At 45.6% G+C, this 17751-nt stretch carries 9 protein-coding genes; 5 read left to right on the forward strand and 4 right to left on the reverse strand.

Features of this window, described 5'->3' with window-relative positions; genetic code table 11:
• Positions 1 to 32: 32 nt before the first annotated feature.
• The 3 genes from RIG27_RS28700 to RIG27_RS28710 all read right to left on the reverse strand — a co-directional run bounded on the left by RIG27_RS28700 (position 33) and on the right by RIG27_RS28710 (position 6160).
• Complete coding sequence (locus tag RIG27_RS28700; protein ID WP_446350538.1) at positions 33 to 2180, reverse strand: peptidase domain-containing ABC transporter; 2148 nt, start codon at positions 2178 to 2180, stop codon at positions 33 to 35.
• Between the two features lie 241 nt (positions 2181 to 2421).
• Positions 2422 to 5805: a type 2 lanthipeptide synthetase LanM family protein gene (locus RIG27_RS28705; RefSeq protein ID WP_446350539.1), complete on the reverse strand. Its 3384-nt coding sequence runs from the start codon at positions 5803 to 5805 to the stop codon at positions 2422 to 2424.
• A gap of 82 nt (positions 5806 to 5887) precedes the next feature.
• Positions 5888 to 6160: a mersacidin/lichenicidin family type 2 lantibiotic gene (locus tag RIG27_RS28710; RefSeq protein WP_446350540.1), complete on the reverse strand. Its 273-nt coding sequence runs from the start codon at positions 6158 to 6160 to the stop codon at positions 5888 to 5890.
• 427 nt (positions 6161 to 6587) lie between these two features.
• On the opposite strand from RIG27_RS28710, the gene RIG27_RS28715 reads away from it, so the two are divergent.
• The gene (locus tag RIG27_RS28715; RefSeq protein WP_446350541.1) at positions 6588 to 10436 is read left to right on the forward strand and encodes a tetratricopeptide repeat protein; all 3849 of its coding nucleotides are present in this window, start codon (positions 6588 to 6590) and stop codon (positions 10434 to 10436) included.
• 322 nt (positions 10437 to 10758) lie between these two features.
• Here the strand turns inward: RIG27_RS28715 and RIG27_RS28720 are convergent, their stop codons facing one another.
• The gene (locus RIG27_RS28720; RefSeq protein ID WP_446350542.1) at positions 10759 to 11139 is read right to left on the reverse strand and encodes a hypothetical protein; all 381 of its coding nucleotides are present in this window, start codon (positions 11137 to 11139) and stop codon (positions 10759 to 10761) included.
• Positions 11140 to 11336: 197 nt separating this feature from the next.
• Here RIG27_RS28720 and RIG27_RS28725 point away from each other — a divergent pair, with 197 nt between their 5' ends.
• From RIG27_RS28725 to RIG27_RS28740, 4 genes are all read left to right on the forward strand, one after another.
• Complete coding sequence (locus tag RIG27_RS28725; protein WP_446350543.1) at positions 11337 to 13181, forward strand: XRE family transcriptional regulator; 1845 nt, start codon at positions 11337 to 11339, stop codon at positions 13179 to 13181.
• Positions 13174 to 14442, forward strand: a complete 1269-nt coding sequence (locus RIG27_RS28730) for a DUF1822 family protein (RefSeq protein WP_446350544.1) — start codon at positions 13174 to 13176, stop codon at positions 14440 to 14442. The genes RIG27_RS28725 and RIG27_RS28730 overlap by 8 nt, the downstream gene beginning before the upstream one ends.
• 93 nt (positions 14443 to 14535) lie before the next feature.
• Positions 14536 to 16914 carry a CHASE2 domain-containing protein gene (locus RIG27_RS28735; RefSeq protein WP_446350545.1) on the forward strand — a complete coding sequence of 793 codons (2379 nt, stop codon included), beginning with the start codon at positions 14536 to 14538 and terminating at the stop codon, positions 16912 to 16914.
• Entirely contained in the window at positions 16911 to 17702 is a 792-nt protein-coding gene (locus RIG27_RS28740; RefSeq protein ID WP_446350546.1) for a DUF928 domain-containing protein, read from the forward strand. Before RIG27_RS28735 ends, RIG27_RS28740 begins: the two co-directional genes overlap by 4 nt.
• Positions 17703 to 17751: the final 49 nt, after the last annotated feature.

The following is a 17751-nucleotide window of genomic DNA, read 5'->3' on the forward strand; positions in this document are numbered from 1 at the left end:
GTTGCACCTAGATGTAACTAAACCCGCCCCAATTAAGGAATTAAAAAATCTAAATGCTCACCTGTTTGTTTTTGTAAATTATCAACATAACCTTGTAATTTCAATGTTCCAGACTCCAACATAACGATCCAATCTGCCCGTTGAATCACTCGAGGACGATGACTAATCAAAATCGTTGTTTGACCTTGACGATGAGCTAGTAATCGGGTCAAAACCTCAGTTTCGCTAACCGGATCAAGAGCGCCTGTAGACTCATCTAAAATCAGCACGGGTGGATGATTAACAATTGCTCTAGCAATCGCTAATCGCTGTCGTTGTCCACCGGAAATATTTGCCCCAAATTCTCCTAATACGGTTTGATATTTATCTGGCAATTGACTGATAAACTCGTCAGCCCCCGTAATCTGACAAGCTTGTACAATCTGCTCAAAAGAAACGTGAGGATCACCGAGGCGGAAGTTTTCCACAATTGAGCGACGCCAAAAGTGGGCGTCTTGGGGAACTAGCACAACCTGTTGTCGCAAACCATTGAGGCACAAATCCTGTTGATTATAAATACCAAAGCGAATATTACCCGACTGGAGCGGATATAGACTAGCAATGAGTTTAGCCAGGGTACTTTTACCACAGCCAGATTTGCCAATTAGGGCAATCACTTTACCCCCAGGAAACCTTAGGGAAAAGTCTTGCAGCAAAGACACTCTACCCGCGTGGTGAAAGTTAAGATTAGTGCAGATAATGTCAGCATTACTAGGAATCCGAACCCAGGGTTTTTGACTATCGTCTTTGGTTTCCGGTGGCGTATCAATTACTTCAGTAAAACGCTGGGTGGCAGTTTTGGCGCGGGTGAATTCATCGACAAAGCGAATTAGGGTATCAATTAAGTTTGTAAAATTACCATTCATGCTGTTAAACGCCAAGAGCATCCCAATCGTTAACTCTTGTTGAATCACCAACGTGCTACCGAACCAGAGTAGGGTAATGCTACCGATACTAGAGACTAAATTAGAGAAGATTCCATTGATAATGCCAATTTGATTTGTCCCCAGAGTGAGAGTCGCCAGACGACCAAAGCGACCTTGGAATTCTTCCCAGAATTGAGGTGCGGCTGTTGTGGTTTTTAGAGTGAGAGCGCCTTTAAAGGTTTCGACTAAAACCCCTTGATTTTCGGCTTCAGTGACTAAGACAGAACGAGTTTTTTGGTGTAACGTGGGCATAAATATGACCGTTGAGAGGGTCATAAACAGAGCAATTACACCAGCAACAGCGGTAAGTTTAGCGCTATAGAATACCATGCAAATCACCGAAATCAGAGCAATAAAAAACTGACTCGGTAGGGAAACAACCACCTGAGCAACCAACTGATTAATTTCCTGAATATCCCGCAATCGACTAGCAATTTCGCCACTGCGACGGGATTCATAGTAATCTAGGGGCAGGCGCAGAATTTGCCGTGCGAAGTCCAAGATGAGTCCTAATTCCAGACGCTGGGCAAAGTGGGCAATTAGGTTAGATTGGGCAAGTCGTAAACTACTGCTAACCAGGTGCATAACAATGACTGCGATCGCGACACTGGTTAGGAGTTGGGTATCCCCTCGCACAAGGACATCATCGGTGAGGAGTTGTAGCAGGAATGGAGAAGCTAGGGAGAGTAAACCGAGTACAACATTAAGCAACAAAGTTTGGGCAAGCAGGGCGCGGTAGGGTAAAATACGCCGAAGAAAGCGACCCAATCCGCCAATTTTCTCTTGTTCATCGGGTTGGGCAAAAAAGCGGACTGGATCAGGTTCAAGCAGCAGCATAACCCCACCCGTCCAGGCTTCCATGAGCCACTTTTTGGAAAGATAACGGATACCGACACTGGGATCAGCAACAACGTATTTATTATTCCGTTTGCCATACAAAACTACCCAGTGATAGCCTTTCCAGTGAATAATTGCTGGCAGAGGTACGGCTTTTTTATTCACAACATCGAGAGGCGCTTTAATCCCCCGGGCATTAAAACCGAGAACTTCAGCGCCCCGTTTCAACCCTAATAAAGTGGTTCCATCCTGTCGAGTTCCCACAGCTTGCCGCATTCGGTTGAGGGTGAAGGTACGACCATAATATTTAGCAATAGAAGCCAGACAAGCCGCACCGCAGTCTTCTTCGCTATGCTGTTGAATAAGCTGGAATTTCATGGTTATACCGAGTGGCATTTCAAGGAAATAGGACGAATGGCACTGAAAATTTATAATTTTGGATCACCAAAACCATTGATATACCGTAGGGTGGGTTTCGACTTCGCTCAACCCACCAGCCTTAAGCTACGTCTGGAACCGGGGCGGGTTTAGTCACATCTGGGTGAGAAAAGAAACGATAACATTAAAACCCGCCCCTACCTTCCTCACCTTTCCCATCGGCGACACAACCCAAGACGGTTTAACTTGATATAAGAGGCGGTTCCAGAGTTAGCACCGAGGGAACACGCTCTGGTGCGGCTAGTCGCAGTAACTCATAACCAATCCCTGCTAGTCCAGTCATGAGTCCGGGAGTCTCAACTTCTAAAGGAACGCCACAGAGCCAACCATGTTGATTGATCCTGTCAAGGATAATGGCAGCAAGGCGGTCAACTTGGGTTTTCCACTGGGGTTCATCCAAGATTTGGCTGGCTTGTAGGAGTAACTCCAGATTGCCTAAATCACCGTGACACAGGGAATGATTACCACCAAAACCATCAGCCAGAGTGGTTTTGAGTGCGATGTCAATCTCGGCTCTGATTTGAAGATCATCCAGATAGGGAAGACACCCCAGACGAGCCAGTCCAATTCCAGGTGCACCATTACACCATGCATTCATAAACTTTGCCGAGGATTGCTCTGTTCCCTGTCCCGGTATCTCCGCATCACGCCGATCAAACCAGTTACCTTCCTCCTGGCAAAAGAGGGTGCGCTCAAATTCAATGGCTTGTCGAGCAACCTGGTTAAATCGCTGCTCACCCGTCAATGCTGCTAACTTGAACAACGTCCAAGCGATACCAGCTGCACCATGGGAAAAGCCGGAAAGTGGACTCTGACTAAATCCATTCGCCATCCAAGCTAAACCCCGTTCCATTGGTTGAGCATGAGCCAGAAGCCAGTCACCGCATTGGACAGCCGTTTGCAACGTTAACGGAGACGGGGAATGGTGATGTAGAGTCATTAGACTAGCAATACATCCTGCTGCACCACCAATCAGATCAAACTGCTGATCGGATTCGATTAAATTGGGGAGTAATGCAGCAATTTGCTCGGCTTCAGCGATTAGTTCGGGTTGTTCCCACAGCACTCCTAAGTGAGTGAGGGTGTAGATTACTCCGCCCCATCCAGTAAAGGCACCAATCGAGGTAACTACTGACTTGATCTGTTCTATTTGATGGCGTACCGTTGTTAGCGCCGCTTGAGCCAAGATGGTGTAACGTTTTTGGTTGGTCACGGTACCAAGATAGGCAAGGAAAAAGGCGATACCGGGTAGCCCAGTATAAAGGTCTAGTCCAGAGGAAACCAGCATCCAATTCCGTTGGTCAACCAGTGTCAGTCCAACCCAAGTAGCATTTTCTTCACCTTGCACTGCCAAGGACTCGAGTCGCTCTCCCACGGCTAAGGCGGCAGCAAGAAACTGATTCTGATCAACACTAGTATTTGAGGGATGAGAAATTATCGGTCGGGAGACTGACCCGTGTTTGCGTTCATCTCCAGTTACGGTGGTTGCTAACGATGCCCGAATATACCAGGTTTGTTGAGCCAGATCCTGATCACTCAACTGACGCAAACGCCGTTCCGGAGAGGACATGGTCGATTCATCAAAAAAGTTGTCAATCCGTTTCCCGGAACTACTCCACAAATGACGTGAACCGGGATGGGTAAAAAATGCCGGAATATCACCTTGCTCTAGATCCTCTCGCTCCGCAGGAATCACCCGAACCAGATCCGAGTCATTTTTGACTTCACTCCAGAGTTGATCAAACATGCGATCGCGGTTTAAGGCGTCACGTAAAACGTCTGGATGAAAGCTCTCATGGAGTAACATGCCATAGAACCGAGTTGGACGCAGAATCACACGCACTTCATCTTCACGAAAAGCCGCCAGAGATCCTGAGTCACACAGGAGTTGCTCGCGATGGTTCAGGAGCAATCGGTACATCGCGGTGAAACCCTTGATCAGGGATGGAATATAATCCAAAAGACGCACCTCTTGTCCCTGCAACTGGGGACGATGATCACCTGCTTTCAACGGAAATCGGCTGCGTTTGAGTTGCATCTGATCTGTACCTGCTCCTTCCCAGTAGGGGAGGGGATCAGGAGATAGCTGACCCGCTGTGGCACCCAACCCACTGATATCTAAGCCCTCTGACTGAGCATCGAACCAAAGGCGCATGGGTAATAAGCCAACTTTCAATACTGACTGGAGGAGTCTATTGACAACGAGTTGTTCCGTATTGTTTTCGTCTCTGCGTTCTCTGGGGGGATGAAACAGGGCTTCTAAATCCAACAGTATCGGATGTTCTCCCGCTGCAATCAGATTCTCGAAATGAAAATCAGTGGCGCCCAAGGCATATAAAATTGCCAGGTATGCACCTTGTCGCTCGTAGAATCGTTCCAGTTCAGCCGTTGTCTTACACTCCTGTGCTGTGACGAATTCAACCCATCCGTAGTCACCCCGGTTGAGAACGTTTAACGTTCGCAAGGTTGGGTGGTTACCACGTTGGTTCAACCAGGATAAGAGTTCCTGAAAATGGACATCAATGCCTAATGATTTCGGTTTATAAACAACTTTCCATCCAGAGGTGAATGTGGCAATGAGTACTGACCGTCCGCCCCGATGTTTGTCTCCTAAGTTCCCCTCTAACTGGGATAATTTGTCCGATGTTTTGTTGCTTCCTAGAGTTGTTTGCAGGGTATACCAATCTTGACAAAGGTGAGTAATAAACTCAAGGCTCAAGCAACTGAGATGATGAATATGGAGCAGGAGTTGGCGAGCTAAAACCGGGTATTCTTCGAGGAGGGTAAACGCCACATCCCGCTGACGTAGCCGCTGAATGAAGCTCTCAAAGCGCTCTTGAGGGGTATCCCCTTTGAGCCGTCCCTGTAACCGAGCCACGTTGAGTTCTAGGACTAGGGTGCGGTTTAATAGATGGAGTAATTCCTGAGACCAATTTGCCAAAAGTATGGCTTCGATGGTGTCTGGGTCAAACGGTAGGGAAGCGTGTGCCGTGACTAGCTTCTGAATTCCTTGCCGGAGATTGTCAATGCCTTGGCGCAACAAAGGCTCGATCACATAAAGAAATCCGACTTCGGGTTTTTTGTTCCATTGTTTGAGTAGCGCTACTGCATCGAAAGACATGGGACGAGCAAAGGCTTGGGTAAGATGTTTGACCCATTTGGGAGGGATAGAGCAGCGATACTGAACGGCATTTATCGGCTCACCGAGTAACTGCAAAAACTCTTTTTCATTAATACCATCGAGTGCTAGACGTTGCTCAAAAAACGTTTTTTCTGAAAATTGGGAACGCCAGCGTTCTAGACGACGTTCAGCCAATTTCCAATCTATGTTATGTTTGGGTTTATGATCAGCACAAGTACGCAGCGATACTATCCGTTCTGTTAACGTTAGGGCGTAATACCAAGCGGTGGATGGACTTGAGGAGCGAGGTACAGGGACTTTTGGAAATGGATTTTCTTTGATTGTCGAGTTGCTTGTATCCTCTGATGGCGTCATAGTATACCTCCATGGCGACAGTAATTTCTGGTCAAGTTGGGTGAGCAATGAGCGCTCACCCAATGTCATGAGCGAAGGCTCCGCTGATGGCAAAATACCCTAAGCTTCAATGATCTCACCCATGTAATGGCATGGATGAAGATGTGTGAAATTAGGGAATGCTGTAACAGCAACAGGTTGAGGTTGATGACATGGCGTTGCTAATGTTCTTACAATTGGAAAGCCACGACCATAAGCTTAACTGAAGAGGTTGGGAGCCATTCTTCAAAGATGTTGATGCACCACCAACAAGGTTTTGCATATCCTGCTCCGCCAATTCTAGGGAACCTGCGGGATTCTCCGGCAACTGCGATCGCTGCTCTTCACTCAGGCTCTGGCGATACTCTTCATCTTTCCAAGCGCGAATGATGTCAATGTTTGACATGCTTTTTCTCCTTAAGTTTTATTGGTGTATTCGGGTTTGACCCCTTACAGTTGGGCTTATTAGGGTGGCGTTTTCTGATTTATGCACTTTGGCAGAGCTATCTGGGAAAAGGTGTTGTAATACAACCCAAAAGCAGCTCACTCCAATAAAAGTGCTGTGCGTCTAACGCCTCAAACCCTATAACTGGCTTATTAGGATCGAGTTTGGCGATTTATGCAGTTAACTGGCAAAAATTCTGCGATCGCACCCGTCATGGATGAGCCGAAACACCTGTAGTCTCCGTGTAGGGGCAACCCATTTGCACTAATGAACAATACCCGTCCACTCAATTTGCTCGGATCGCCCTCCGCTTATAGCGAAGACAGGGCAACTAAAAATCTAGCTACAATAATGGAATCTGCACTTCCCCTTAGTCGAGAACGTATCCATGAACATGGGTTTAGTTAGCTTCAGCTTTGTTATTTTTCTGCTTTCGCTGCCGACTCTATTCTTACCCCCTAGCTTCACACTCTCGCCGTTGGTTGCCCAGACGTTTTCTAATGAAACTCAGAAAGCTGAAGCGGATCAACGGCTAGAAGCTGGTATCGAACTGTATGACGATTTTCAATTGGGAAAAGCTCTAGTCAGCTTTGAGGAAGCATTGTTAATTTATCAAGATATTAACGACCAAGCCGGTGTTGGCACAAGTCGGCAAAAAATTGGTTTAGTCTATCAAAGTATGGGTGAGTATCAAAAGGCGTTGGATTCCTACCAGCGAGCTTTGGTAATTCAACGAGATATTCGTGATGGAGCAGGCGCTAGACTAACTCTCTTTCAGATCGGCAAAATTTACGACAGGTTTGGAGAGGAACAACTGGCATTGGATTACTACCAGCAAGCGGCGGCAATTCCACCTGACGTCGGTGAGGGGAAACAGGGAAGCAGTGCTTGTCGCGATCGCAGTTGGCAAGGTGTCGCGTTCAACGCAATAGGAAGACTCTACCAAACCGAAGAAAACTATTCGCAGGCGTTGGATTCCTACCAACAAGCTTTAACAATTCGCGGGGAAATCAGCGATTGTGGTGATGAATCCTTAAGCCTCTTCCGAAATCAAGGAGCAACTATCTTATTCAATACAGGGTTAGTGTCTTATCATCTGGGACAGTATCAGCAAGCACTCGATTATTTCCAGCAAGCTTTAGCCATTTTTCAAGAACTTGACGAACTGGAGTCCCAATGGGCAACCTTAAACCGGATGGGAGTCGTTTATCGCCAGCTAGGGGAGTATCAACAAGCGCTGAATTTCTTCCAGCAAGCACAGAGACTGAATCTGCCAATGGGCGGTTTTCATCACGCCGGACATATCCATAATCTCGGCATCGTTTACCACAAGCTAGGAGAGTATGAGCAAGCAATTGATTACTACCAACAAGCGTTAGCCAGTTCCCAAGGATTAGGGAACCAAGAAGGCATTACTCTGAATAATTTTGGCACACTTTACCACGAACTCAAAGACTATCAGCCAGCCTTAGACTATTATCAAAAAGCTAGAGCTATTTTTCAGAACGAGGATAACCTTAAAGGAGAAGGCGTCACTCTGAATAATTTGGCAGCACTATATCACGATTTGGGGAAAATTGATAACGCATTGCCATACTACCAACAAGCTTTGGCAATTTTCCGAGAACTGGGCGCAAAAGATTGGGTACGATTAACGTTCAACAATATTAAATTAACTCGGATAAAATCGGGTCAAGCCTTCGATTATGACCTGGGTAATGGCGATAGATTAACTGAAAAAACACCAAATTTCCCCGTTACTTTAAATCTTGATCCGCTGCTCTATAAAGCGCCACTCCCCGTCAAGCGAGAAGTGCGACTGTATCAAGAAGGGAGGCAACTTTCCCAAAAAGGTGACTATCAAGAAGCCTTGGGAAAATTTCAGCAAGTCTTGGTTATTCATCAAGAAAATGGCAATAAAGCAGAGGAAGGGACTACTCTGAACCAAATCGGGTTAGTCTATAGCAACGTGGGAGAGTACGCCAAAGCGTTAGACTTCTATCAGCAAGCCTTAGCCATTCCCGAACAAGTTGTGGGTAACACCGGGGCAATTCACTACAACATTGGGCGAGTTTACAGTCAATTAGGCGACTACAACCAAGCCTTAGACTTCTATCAAAAAGCTTCAGCCATCGCCCAAGAACGTAGCTACAAATCAGGCGAAGTGAGAATTATTAACGCCATCGGTAATGTTCACTCCAAACTTGGACAGTACGACTTAGCGTTGGAGTTCTATCAGCAAGCCTTAGCCGTTCTCAACACCGTTGAATTTGAGAAAAAATTGCTGGAAGGAGCAACACTCAATAATATTGGACAAGTTTACCGCCACCAGGGAAAATACGAATTTGCTCTAGATTTATATCAGCAAGCCTTAGCCATCCAAAAACAATTAGGCTCTCCGGGTGGAAAAGGCGTAATTCTCGACAATATGGGAGAAGCTTACGTTCAGTTAGGAGAGGATAAAACTGCCTTAGCTTATTACCAGCAAGCTTTAACCATCAGCCAAGACATCGGTGAGCGAGCGAACTCTGGAGAAACGCTGAGTAATATAGGTTACTTACTGGAAAAACAAAACCAGCCTGAATTAGCCATTATTTTCTTCAAACAATCTGTTAACCTTAGAGAAGCCATTCGGGAAAGCATCAAGGGACTTCCTCAAGACCAACAGCAATCCTACACTGAAACTATTACTGAAGATTATCGTCATTTAGCCGATTTATTATTACAACAAAACCGTATTCTGGAAGCGCAACGGGTTCTTGATTTACTCAAAGTTCAAGAACTTGACGATTATTTCCGTAATGTACGCGGAAATGAAGAAACTGCCCAAGGTGTGCCACATTTGCCGCCAGAACAGCAGATTGAAAATGGCTACCAAAGGATTCTGGATCAAGCTATTTCCCTGGGTCAAGAACTCAGCAAACTGCGACAAAAAAACAATCTCACTCCTCAAGATGAACAGCGCATCACCCAACTGGTAAACGCCCAAGCTCAAATTATTGATGATTTTGATACCTTTATTTATAGTGAGGATGTCTTGGCACTGGTTGACCAACTGAGTCCCCGAACCCGAACCCCGGATTTAGTAGACGAACTCGACAAACTCCTCGGCTTACCAGAAAATCTGAGAAATTTGCCCCAAAATGCCGTCCTTTTCTACCCTCTGATTCTTGAGGATCGCCTTGAACTCATCCTCACCACTCCTGACTCTCCCCCGATTCGCCGCACCGTATCCGTCACTAAAGCGCAACTCAATCAGACAATTCTTGACTTCCGCAGAGCCTTAAAAAATCCGACATTAAATGCCAAAATTCCAGCCCAGCAACTCTACAATTGGCTAATTAAACCCTTAGAAAATGACCTAACTACTGCCGCCGCCGAAACCATTATCTATGCTGCCGATGGACAACTGCGCTACATTCCTTTGGCAGCATTACACGACGGAGAACAATGGCTAGTGCAGCGCTATAGTATCAATAATATTACGGCGTTTTCCCTAACGAATCTCAACCGCAAACCCCAACCCAAAATTCAGCTATTAGCCGCTGCTTTTGCCAATGGATTTTACAATGTTAACGTTGCTGGACAACGGTTTCAATTAGGGGGTTTACCTTATGCTGGCGTTGAAGTGGAAACCTTAGCCAAAACTGTTCCCGGTACAACCACACTTTTTGATGCGGCGTTCAATCCTGAGGAGACAATACCCAAACTAGGAAATTATACTGTGATTCATTTTGCCACCCATGGCGCGTTTGTCGTCGGCACACCGGAAGAGTCATTTATTCTCTTTGGTGATGGCACTCCCCTAACGGTATCACAGATGCGAACCTTAAACCTCAATGGTGTTGATTTGGTGGTTCTGTCAGCTTGTGAAACGGGAGTGGATTACCAATTAGGTACAGGAGCAGAGATTCTCGGTTTAGGATACCAGCTTGAACGAGCAGGAGCAAGGGCTGCGATCGCGTCGTTGTGGGTGGTGGATGATGGCGGTACTCAATGGTTGATGAATGCCTTTTATTCAGTCTGGCAAAGTGACAATCTCACCAAAGTTGAAGCCCTGCGACAGGCGCAACTGGCTCTCATTACTGGTGACGATAAAGCGATGGGAACGCAAGGTGGAGACACGGGGATGAGTGGGATAGAAGCCGTTAGCGATACTATCACACCAAAGGGTTTTAATCGCTTTTCTCACCCTTACTACTGGGCACCGTTTATCCTGATTGGAAATGGGTTGTAGGAAGGTTCAGTCGGTTAGTGGAAATAAACTCAACCCTATTAAGTTGAATGGCACTGAAAAGCGTGCATTTGGGGATCGCCTCCACCCTTGATATACCGTAGGGTGGGCACTGCCCACCAGCCTCATCTGAGCGTGCGATTCCTCCTATTAAGCTGTTCGGCATTTAAATTAGGATACCTAAAACCCTGAAAGGCAACAGGCAACAGGCAACAGGCAACGCCTGAATACACAATTTAAATGCGTTTTAGCTTAACCCACTTCACAGGCGATCGCACAGAACCCTGGCGTGTGAAAGCACAAGGTGTTGACTAGGGGTTGGGTTTTATGAATGATTAGAAAATCCTGTAATCATTTTTTTGAGCACCAGTCTGATTATTAGGGCGAGTAACTCATACGATCCAAATAGAATACTGAAGGAAACGGTCATGAGCGGAATAGCATAAGCAGGCTTCACAGCCAGCTTATTGGAGTTATCCGATAAGCTCTCTTTATAGGCTAAAACCTCTTCAATACATATTTCCTTAGAACATTTTTCAATTGAAATTGCCTCCGCTTGTTCCAAGTCTCTGACCGCCTCTTTTGAGAAAACGTATCCGAATACACCTCCCCAAAGTATCAAGACAATAATTTTAGAAATTACTGCCAGTCGAGTTGCCTCAAACTTGAGACTGATGATGCTTTCCGAAGAATTATTTTGATCCATTTTGTCTCCTTTAATGATTTAAAACGATGCACCTTCCTTATTAGGGTTGAGTTTTTCGGTTTATGCAGTTAACGGGAAAACATGGCACGATCTAACCTGGAGTCGCTGCGTAAGTTCTCTCGGAGCAATTTCTGATACAGTTAAATTAGTGCAACACTAGCTTATCATAATTATACGTTCTACACGAGCCAGTAACCATGTCAAATGGACAACCTCAGGAGATTATTAATCAATTCTGTATTTTATACGAGAGAACCAGCCGCCATGGTTATCCCGGCTTCAAACCCTCGCTTCAGCCGCGTCTGAAACGCCGCATGGAAAAACTGGTTCAGTTACATCCAGAGTGGCACAGTTCCGATTATGTTGACTATTTTTGGAGTCTCATCAACCAGGAATCATTACCTGAATCGGAACAACAATTCGCCCATCTCCATCTGGTTGCTTATTTGGATGCCTCTCGCTGTCATTTTATCCGCCAGTTTGCTCGAAAATTTCCCTTTCCTTTAGCGACGTGTCTCCATTTTTTTGACCTGACGACTGACGTTCTCTATAATCGCGATCAGTTAAAAAAAATTATTCATGGACATAATGCAAATACGAGCAATGCCGCTAATTTAAAAACCTATTGTGAAGGCGCACTCAAGAATATTATTCTAGAGCAAATCAATTGGGAATCCGACTGGCATCTCTTATGCAATGTGGATCTCACCAGTCGCCGCAAATTTAATAATGCCGCGCAAAAATTGAGAGAGGCTTTATTCCGACAAGGGATAACTGAACCCCTGGTGTCTCACTATTGCTTTGCTTGGCACTATTTCGTTCCTATCTATAAAAATAATCGGCTTTATCATCCGAGTCAAAGAAAAAGCAGAACGTGGGTTCAACCTGAACAGACGGATTTTGAGGAAACGGCTAGAGAGTATAATATTAATCGATTCCTTGCTGATGCTCCTTTACAAGTTTCGTCTGGCTCAAACGTAACGGCACAGATGATTCAACAGTGGATGAATACCTGTATCCAGGCGTTACGCAACTCTCAAAAACTGGTGGAACTGTCTAGGGATGCCGATAGCTATGAAAAACACTATGATCAGTCGGTTAATCCTTGGCAAACGTTGGAGTCTGCCCAATATTCTGCTGAATTTATTAATCAAATTACTCCCAGTTTACAGGCACAACTTCAGCGTATTGAGCAAAATCTAGACAAAATTCGGAGTAAAATTCCTCTGCAATTCCGTAAGGCGGTTATGCCTTTGTGCTATCCTCACGAACTTTCCCTGTTAGTTCAAGCTCAGTTTGCTAAGAAAGTGGGAGTCAATCAGGGAACAGTGGCTCGTTATATCGCCAACACTTACAAATCTCCCCTGTTAACTCAAATGGATAGTCTGATTCGGACTCAGTTAGATAATGATTTGGATGTTTGGAGTCAAAACTATGTAACAGAGTTTTTGTCCAAGAGATTTGCTAATCCTAATCAAAGTCAGGAAGTTGATAAAGCTTTAATGGTTGCGATTGAATCTCTAGCTCCCCATTTACAATTGCTTCTTAAACTGCGCTATGGTCAAAAATATAGCATTGATACTATTGTTGATTATTTAGAGAATGAGTCCAGCGATACAATTGAGAAAAAATTAAACCTCATTCGGCATAATTTAGAAATAGCTGCTATTGAAACACTCAATCAACTCAAGATAAGTTATATTGAGCAATTAATCAAAAACCACTATAAGCAAGTTATATCTGACCAACTCGTGACGGCTTTCTCGGAAATTAAATCCCGAAAAATTATGAAAATGCGGTATGCTCATAGAATGCCTGAAGAAAAAATTGCTCGACTTCTGCCTAAAGAAAACGTAAGTCAAGCCATTAACCAAGCCAAGCAGCAATTACAGCAGGCTTTACTCCAGTGGAGTTATGGAACGTATGGGATTTCTCTAGATCCGGAAAAAGACCAGATTAGTCAAGCTGTTGAAACTTGGCTAAACCAGTTGTATTGTTTAGATTTAAATGAACTTCATAGTGGAGAGCAGTATAATGTTTAATTTACTGGAATTATCTCGGACGTATCCCAATCAGATTTGGTTAAATCTTTCAGAGAAACAACAACAAGAAGCTTGGCAGCGATCGCAAAATCATGCTAATGCGATGACTCGTTGTAATGCCTACCTGAATGAACTCTGTTTAACGGCATTTATTCCTTGGCTGGAGGGATGGTGTCAAGAAGGACAAGAGAACGACAAATCGACTCGAATTAATAGTTTTATAGAATCATCCTTACCCAGTCTCTGGGAATTCATTAATGGTACTATAATTAACTTCGGCGACATTCGACTGGCGCTTATTCCTACAGATAGCACCGATGTAGATGAGGTTTGTGTTCCTCAAGAGTGGGTAGATATTACCAGTTGGAGAGCCGATTATTATCTGGCTGTACAGATAAACCTGGATAATCCAGATACATCCTGGATGCGGCTGTGGGGATATATTAGCTATCAAAATTTGCAGCAAAGAGGGATATACGAAGAAAGCGATCGCGCCTACTACATTTCAGGACAACATTTAACTCCAGATCTGACTCTGATGTTACTTCAACCTGAACCCGTTTTCCCGAAAGATGTACAAGTTAAATCAGTACCGTCTTTAACCCAAGAAACCGCTGAACGGTTATTGGCACAACTGAGTCAATCCTCCGTTTCCGCCCCACGTCTTGCGGTTCCTTATGAGCAATGGGCTGCATTTGTCACAAACGAACAATGGCGTCAAGACTTATATGAAAGACGGTTAAGACAATTTAAAAGAGTGGCAGAATCTGATCCACCTCGGATTAATCTAGGACAATGGTGGCAAAATATCTTTGAGTCGGGTTGGCAATCCCTGGACGCCTTTTTAAGCCGAGATTCAGTTCAAGTTGCCGTTAGTTTTAGACATAGACGATCTCAACAAAACCAAGAGAGACAGGTTTATGTAGAAGGGATTAAGGTAATCGATTTGGGTATAGAACTCAACAATCAATCCGTGGCGTTGCTGGTGGGTTTAGCCCGAGAAACAGACGAACGAGTCGGTGTTCGGGTACAACTGTATCCGGTGGGAGAAACCCCTATCTTGCCACCTAATATTCGCGTTGCCTTACTCTCTCAATCGGGTGCTATACTTCAGGAATACCAAGCCCGAATACACGATAATTTAATTCAACTCAAACGATTCACCTGTCCCGTCGGGAAACAGTTCAGCATTCGGGTGGCGCTGGGTGAATTTAGCATTACCGAAGATTTTGCGATCCGTCGAACAGTGGACAGTAATTGACAACCAATACCAACACTTTAGAGATGCCTAGTTTTCAACCTTTGTCCACAGAATCACCGATTAGAGGCAACGAGATCGCATCATTTGCTACTGATGAATAATTTCGTGATCTTGAACCTAGGACGAGGAGACTTGTACAATGGCTTTGCCTGGGTAACGGCTCAGTTACAGGTACAAGATCAACCCCAAAATCGGCAGGTAATCGGCAGTTTACCCGCCGCACCTCATCTGGTGGAACTTTACCGCCACTGGCAATTACTCTACGATTTACTCTATCAGGCTCGTTCGTTCATTATCCATCGCTCTCATCCTCAACCCATTGATATCGATGAAGATATCCAAATTGATGATACTGATGTAACTCACGTTGGCGAAACGGATTTTGCTGAGGTTTGTCAGGAATTACAACAGCAGATAGATACCTGGCTCGATTCCCCAGACTTTAGTCCGATATGCCGTCAACTTTATCAGCAATTTACCCCGAATCAAGACATTCGCGTCATTATTCAAACCGAAGACAGTAACCTGAGAAAATTACCCTGGTATACCTGGCGATTTTTTCGGGATTATCCCCACGCCGAAGTATCATTGAGTCCTCTCAACGTTGAACCGATAAAAACGACTCAAACGCCAACTAAAACTGTGAGAATATTGGCAATTCTCGGCGATGCAACGGGACTTGATATTGACGTGGATCGGCAATACCTTGCCAGTCTGGATGGTGCCGAAACCGTCTTTTTAGTGGAACCCCGCCGACAGGAGTTAAATGAACAGCTTTGGCATCACCAGGGATGGACAATTCTATTTTTTGCCGGACATAGTTCTAGCCAAGGGGATGGCGATTCCGGGGAGATTTATATTAACCCCCATGAGCGTTTAACTATTCCTCAATTAAAATACGCCCTCAATGAAGCGATCGCGGGGGGGTTACAATTAGCAATTTTTAATTCCTGTGATGGGTTGGGATTAGCGCGACAACTGTCGGATCTACAGATTCCCCACATTATTGTCATGCGCGAACCGGTGCCGGATAATGTAGCTCAAGCCTTCCTGAAATACTTTCTGATCGAGTTTGCTGGGGGGCGATGCTTCGATTTAGCGGTACGGAAAGCGCGGGAACGATTGCAAGGATTAGAGGGGGAATTTCCCGGTGCAAGCTGGTTACCGATCATTGTGCAAACGCCGACACCGATCGCACCCACTTGGCAGAATTGGCGGCAACAGCCAAAACCTGCCCCTAAACCTTCTATCATGGGAGCCAGACGCCCCCATTGGCAAACTCTCCTCTTAAGCAGTGCGATCGCGACAGGGTTGGTGATGGGAGTGCGGTGGCTGGGGTTCCTGCAATCTTCAGAACTGTGGGTGTTTGATGCTCTAATGCGAATGCGCCCGACAGAACTACCCGATGAGCGCCTACTGATTATTACCATAGACGCCGCCGATATTCAATATCAAGATCAACAGGGAATGAAACGCCAAGGATCACTGGCGGATCGGGCGTTAGTCAACCTCTTGGACAAAATTAAACCCCACCAACCCGCCGTCATTGGTTTAGACATTTATCGTGATCCGGTGGCGTTCAGATTAGATCCTGACGCCGCCAAACAAGCAATTCGTGAGCGAGATCAGCGATTTATCGACATTTGCCAAATCGGGGGAGGTGTAAGAACATCCCCGGAAATCCCCCCGCCATCAGGCGTTCGGGTGCAGCAGGTAGGGTTTAGTGATTTACCCAATGATCCAGATTTAGTCATCCGACGCCAAATTTTTGGCATGGCGGCGGGAACCCACTGTCAGACTCAGCAATCCTTTAGTTTTCAGATTGCCCGTCACTATTTAGGGTCACAGGATATAGAATTTAAACGGCTTTCCCGCACCCGGTTTCAAATCGGCACCCGTATCTTCCCCAAATCGGAACGCCACAGGGGAGGCTATCATAATCTGGATTCCGGTGGCTTTGAAGTGTTGCTGAATTACCGTGCAACACAGAGAATTGCCCCAAAAGTACCTCTACAGCAGATTTTAAACGGGTCAAAAGATGGGGAATTGGCAACCTTAATCCGCGATCGCATTGTACTAATTGGTACAATCGATAACAGCTATGGAGACTATCATCTTACTCCCTACAGTGCCGCGTTTGAGCCGATTCAAGAACTCTCCGGGGTGGAAATCCAGGCGCAGATGGTGAGTCACATCATCAGTGCGGTATTAAATCAGCGACCTGTGGTATGGTGGTTTCCACAGTGGGGTGATGTGCTTTGGGTTTGGGCTTGGTCTGGAATCCCAGGTGTATGCATGGGAGGATGGCATCAGGGGCGACTCTATCTCATCGCAGCTGGGGGTGTGACGTTAGCCGCACTGGGGGGATGCGGCTTTGTTTTCCTGTGGCAAACCGGACTTTGGTTACCGTTGGTGCCGTCGATAGTTGCTTTCGCCATTGTCGGGATATTTTATTTCTGCCGATCTGTATGAATATTAAACACTGGTTAATTCCATTAGCCTACAGTATAAGTTGGAACTATATTCCCTCCAGTTTAACCTCCGAGTCTCCTCGCATTCCGGCACTACTCATGGCTGGTGTGTTTGCCCAGGAGAATAATCAGAATGACGATAATGTGGACTTTCAATCTGATGGTAGAAGTGGAAATCGCAGCGGAGGCGGAAGTCGTAGCAAGTGTCCCCCGATGGATTTTCCCCTAACCGCTTTAGTGCCTGAATCGAACTGGGGAAAGACTCTTGAAGCACACCCGACATTGTGGTTTTATGTTCCTTATTCTCCTGAACAAGCTCCTGTGGGAGAATTTGTATTGCAGGATGAAGCGGGTAATGATGTCTATCGACTTCCGTTTCAGTTACCCCAAACACCGGGTTTGGTTCGCCTCAGCATTCCGGATACTCAAGCACCGCTCAAAATTGGTAACTGGTATCGCTGGTACTTTACACTGTATTGCGATCGCGACAAATCTGCTAGTCCAGTTTTTGCCCAAGGATGGATACAGCGAATTCCTTTAACTCCCACTCTAGAACGTCAACTCAATACTGCTAAACCCCGCGAAGATCAGGTTTATGTCGCCAATCGAATTTGGTTTGATGCGTTAACTCATGTAGCTAATCTTCGTTTGGCTAACTCACCCCAGGTTACGGATAAAGACTGGCGCAACCTCTTGCAAGGGAAAGGGGTTAACTTAGAACTGCCCAGCCAAGAATTAAACATGGGTTATGTTATCTTTAACGAACCGAGGAGTTTGGGGGAGCTGTAAACCCCACACCATAATAGTTGCGATCGCGGCGTTCCAGAAAGCGATGCAG

This window comes from Coleofasciculus sp. F4-SAH-05, from assembly GCF_040222985.1.
Taxonomy (GTDB): domain Bacteria; phylum Cyanobacteriota; class Cyanobacteriia; order Cyanobacteriales; family Coleofasciculaceae; genus Coleofasciculus; species Coleofasciculus chthonoplastes.

Bases quoted from the DNA above. Each gene is read 5' to 3' on its own strand.
- RIG27_RS28700 (WP_446350538.1), bottom strand. From the start codon at position 2,180: ATGAAATTCCAGCTTATTCAACAGCATAGCGAAGAAGACTGCGGTGCG.
- RIG27_RS28705 (WP_446350539.1), bottom strand. From the start codon at position 5,805: ATGACATTGGGTGAGCGCTCATTGCTCACCCAACTTGACCAGAAATTA.
- RIG27_RS28710 (WP_446350540.1), bottom strand. From the start codon at position 6,160: ATGTCAAACATTGACATCATTCGCGCTTGGAAAGATGAAGAGTATCGC.
- RIG27_RS28715 (WP_446350541.1), top strand. From the start codon at position 6,588: ATGAACATGGGTTTAGTTAGCTTCAGCTTTGTTATTTTTCTGCTTTCG.
- RIG27_RS28720 (WP_446350542.1), bottom strand. From the start codon at position 11,139: ATGGATCAAAATAATTCTTCGGAAAGCATCATCAGTCTCAAGTTTGAG.
- RIG27_RS28725 (WP_446350543.1), top strand. From the start codon at position 11,337: ATGTCAAATGGACAACCTCAGGAGATTATTAATCAATTCTGTATTTTA.
- RIG27_RS28730 (WP_446350544.1), top strand. From the start codon at position 13,174: ATGTTTAATTTACTGGAATTATCTCGGACGTATCCCAATCAGATTTGG.
- RIG27_RS28735 (WP_446350545.1), top strand. From the start codon at position 14,536: ATGAATAATTTCGTGATCTTGAACCTAGGACGAGGAGACTTGTACAAT.
- RIG27_RS28740 (WP_446350546.1), top strand. From the start codon at position 16,911: ATGAATATTAAACACTGGTTAATTCCATTAGCCTACAGTATAAGTTGG.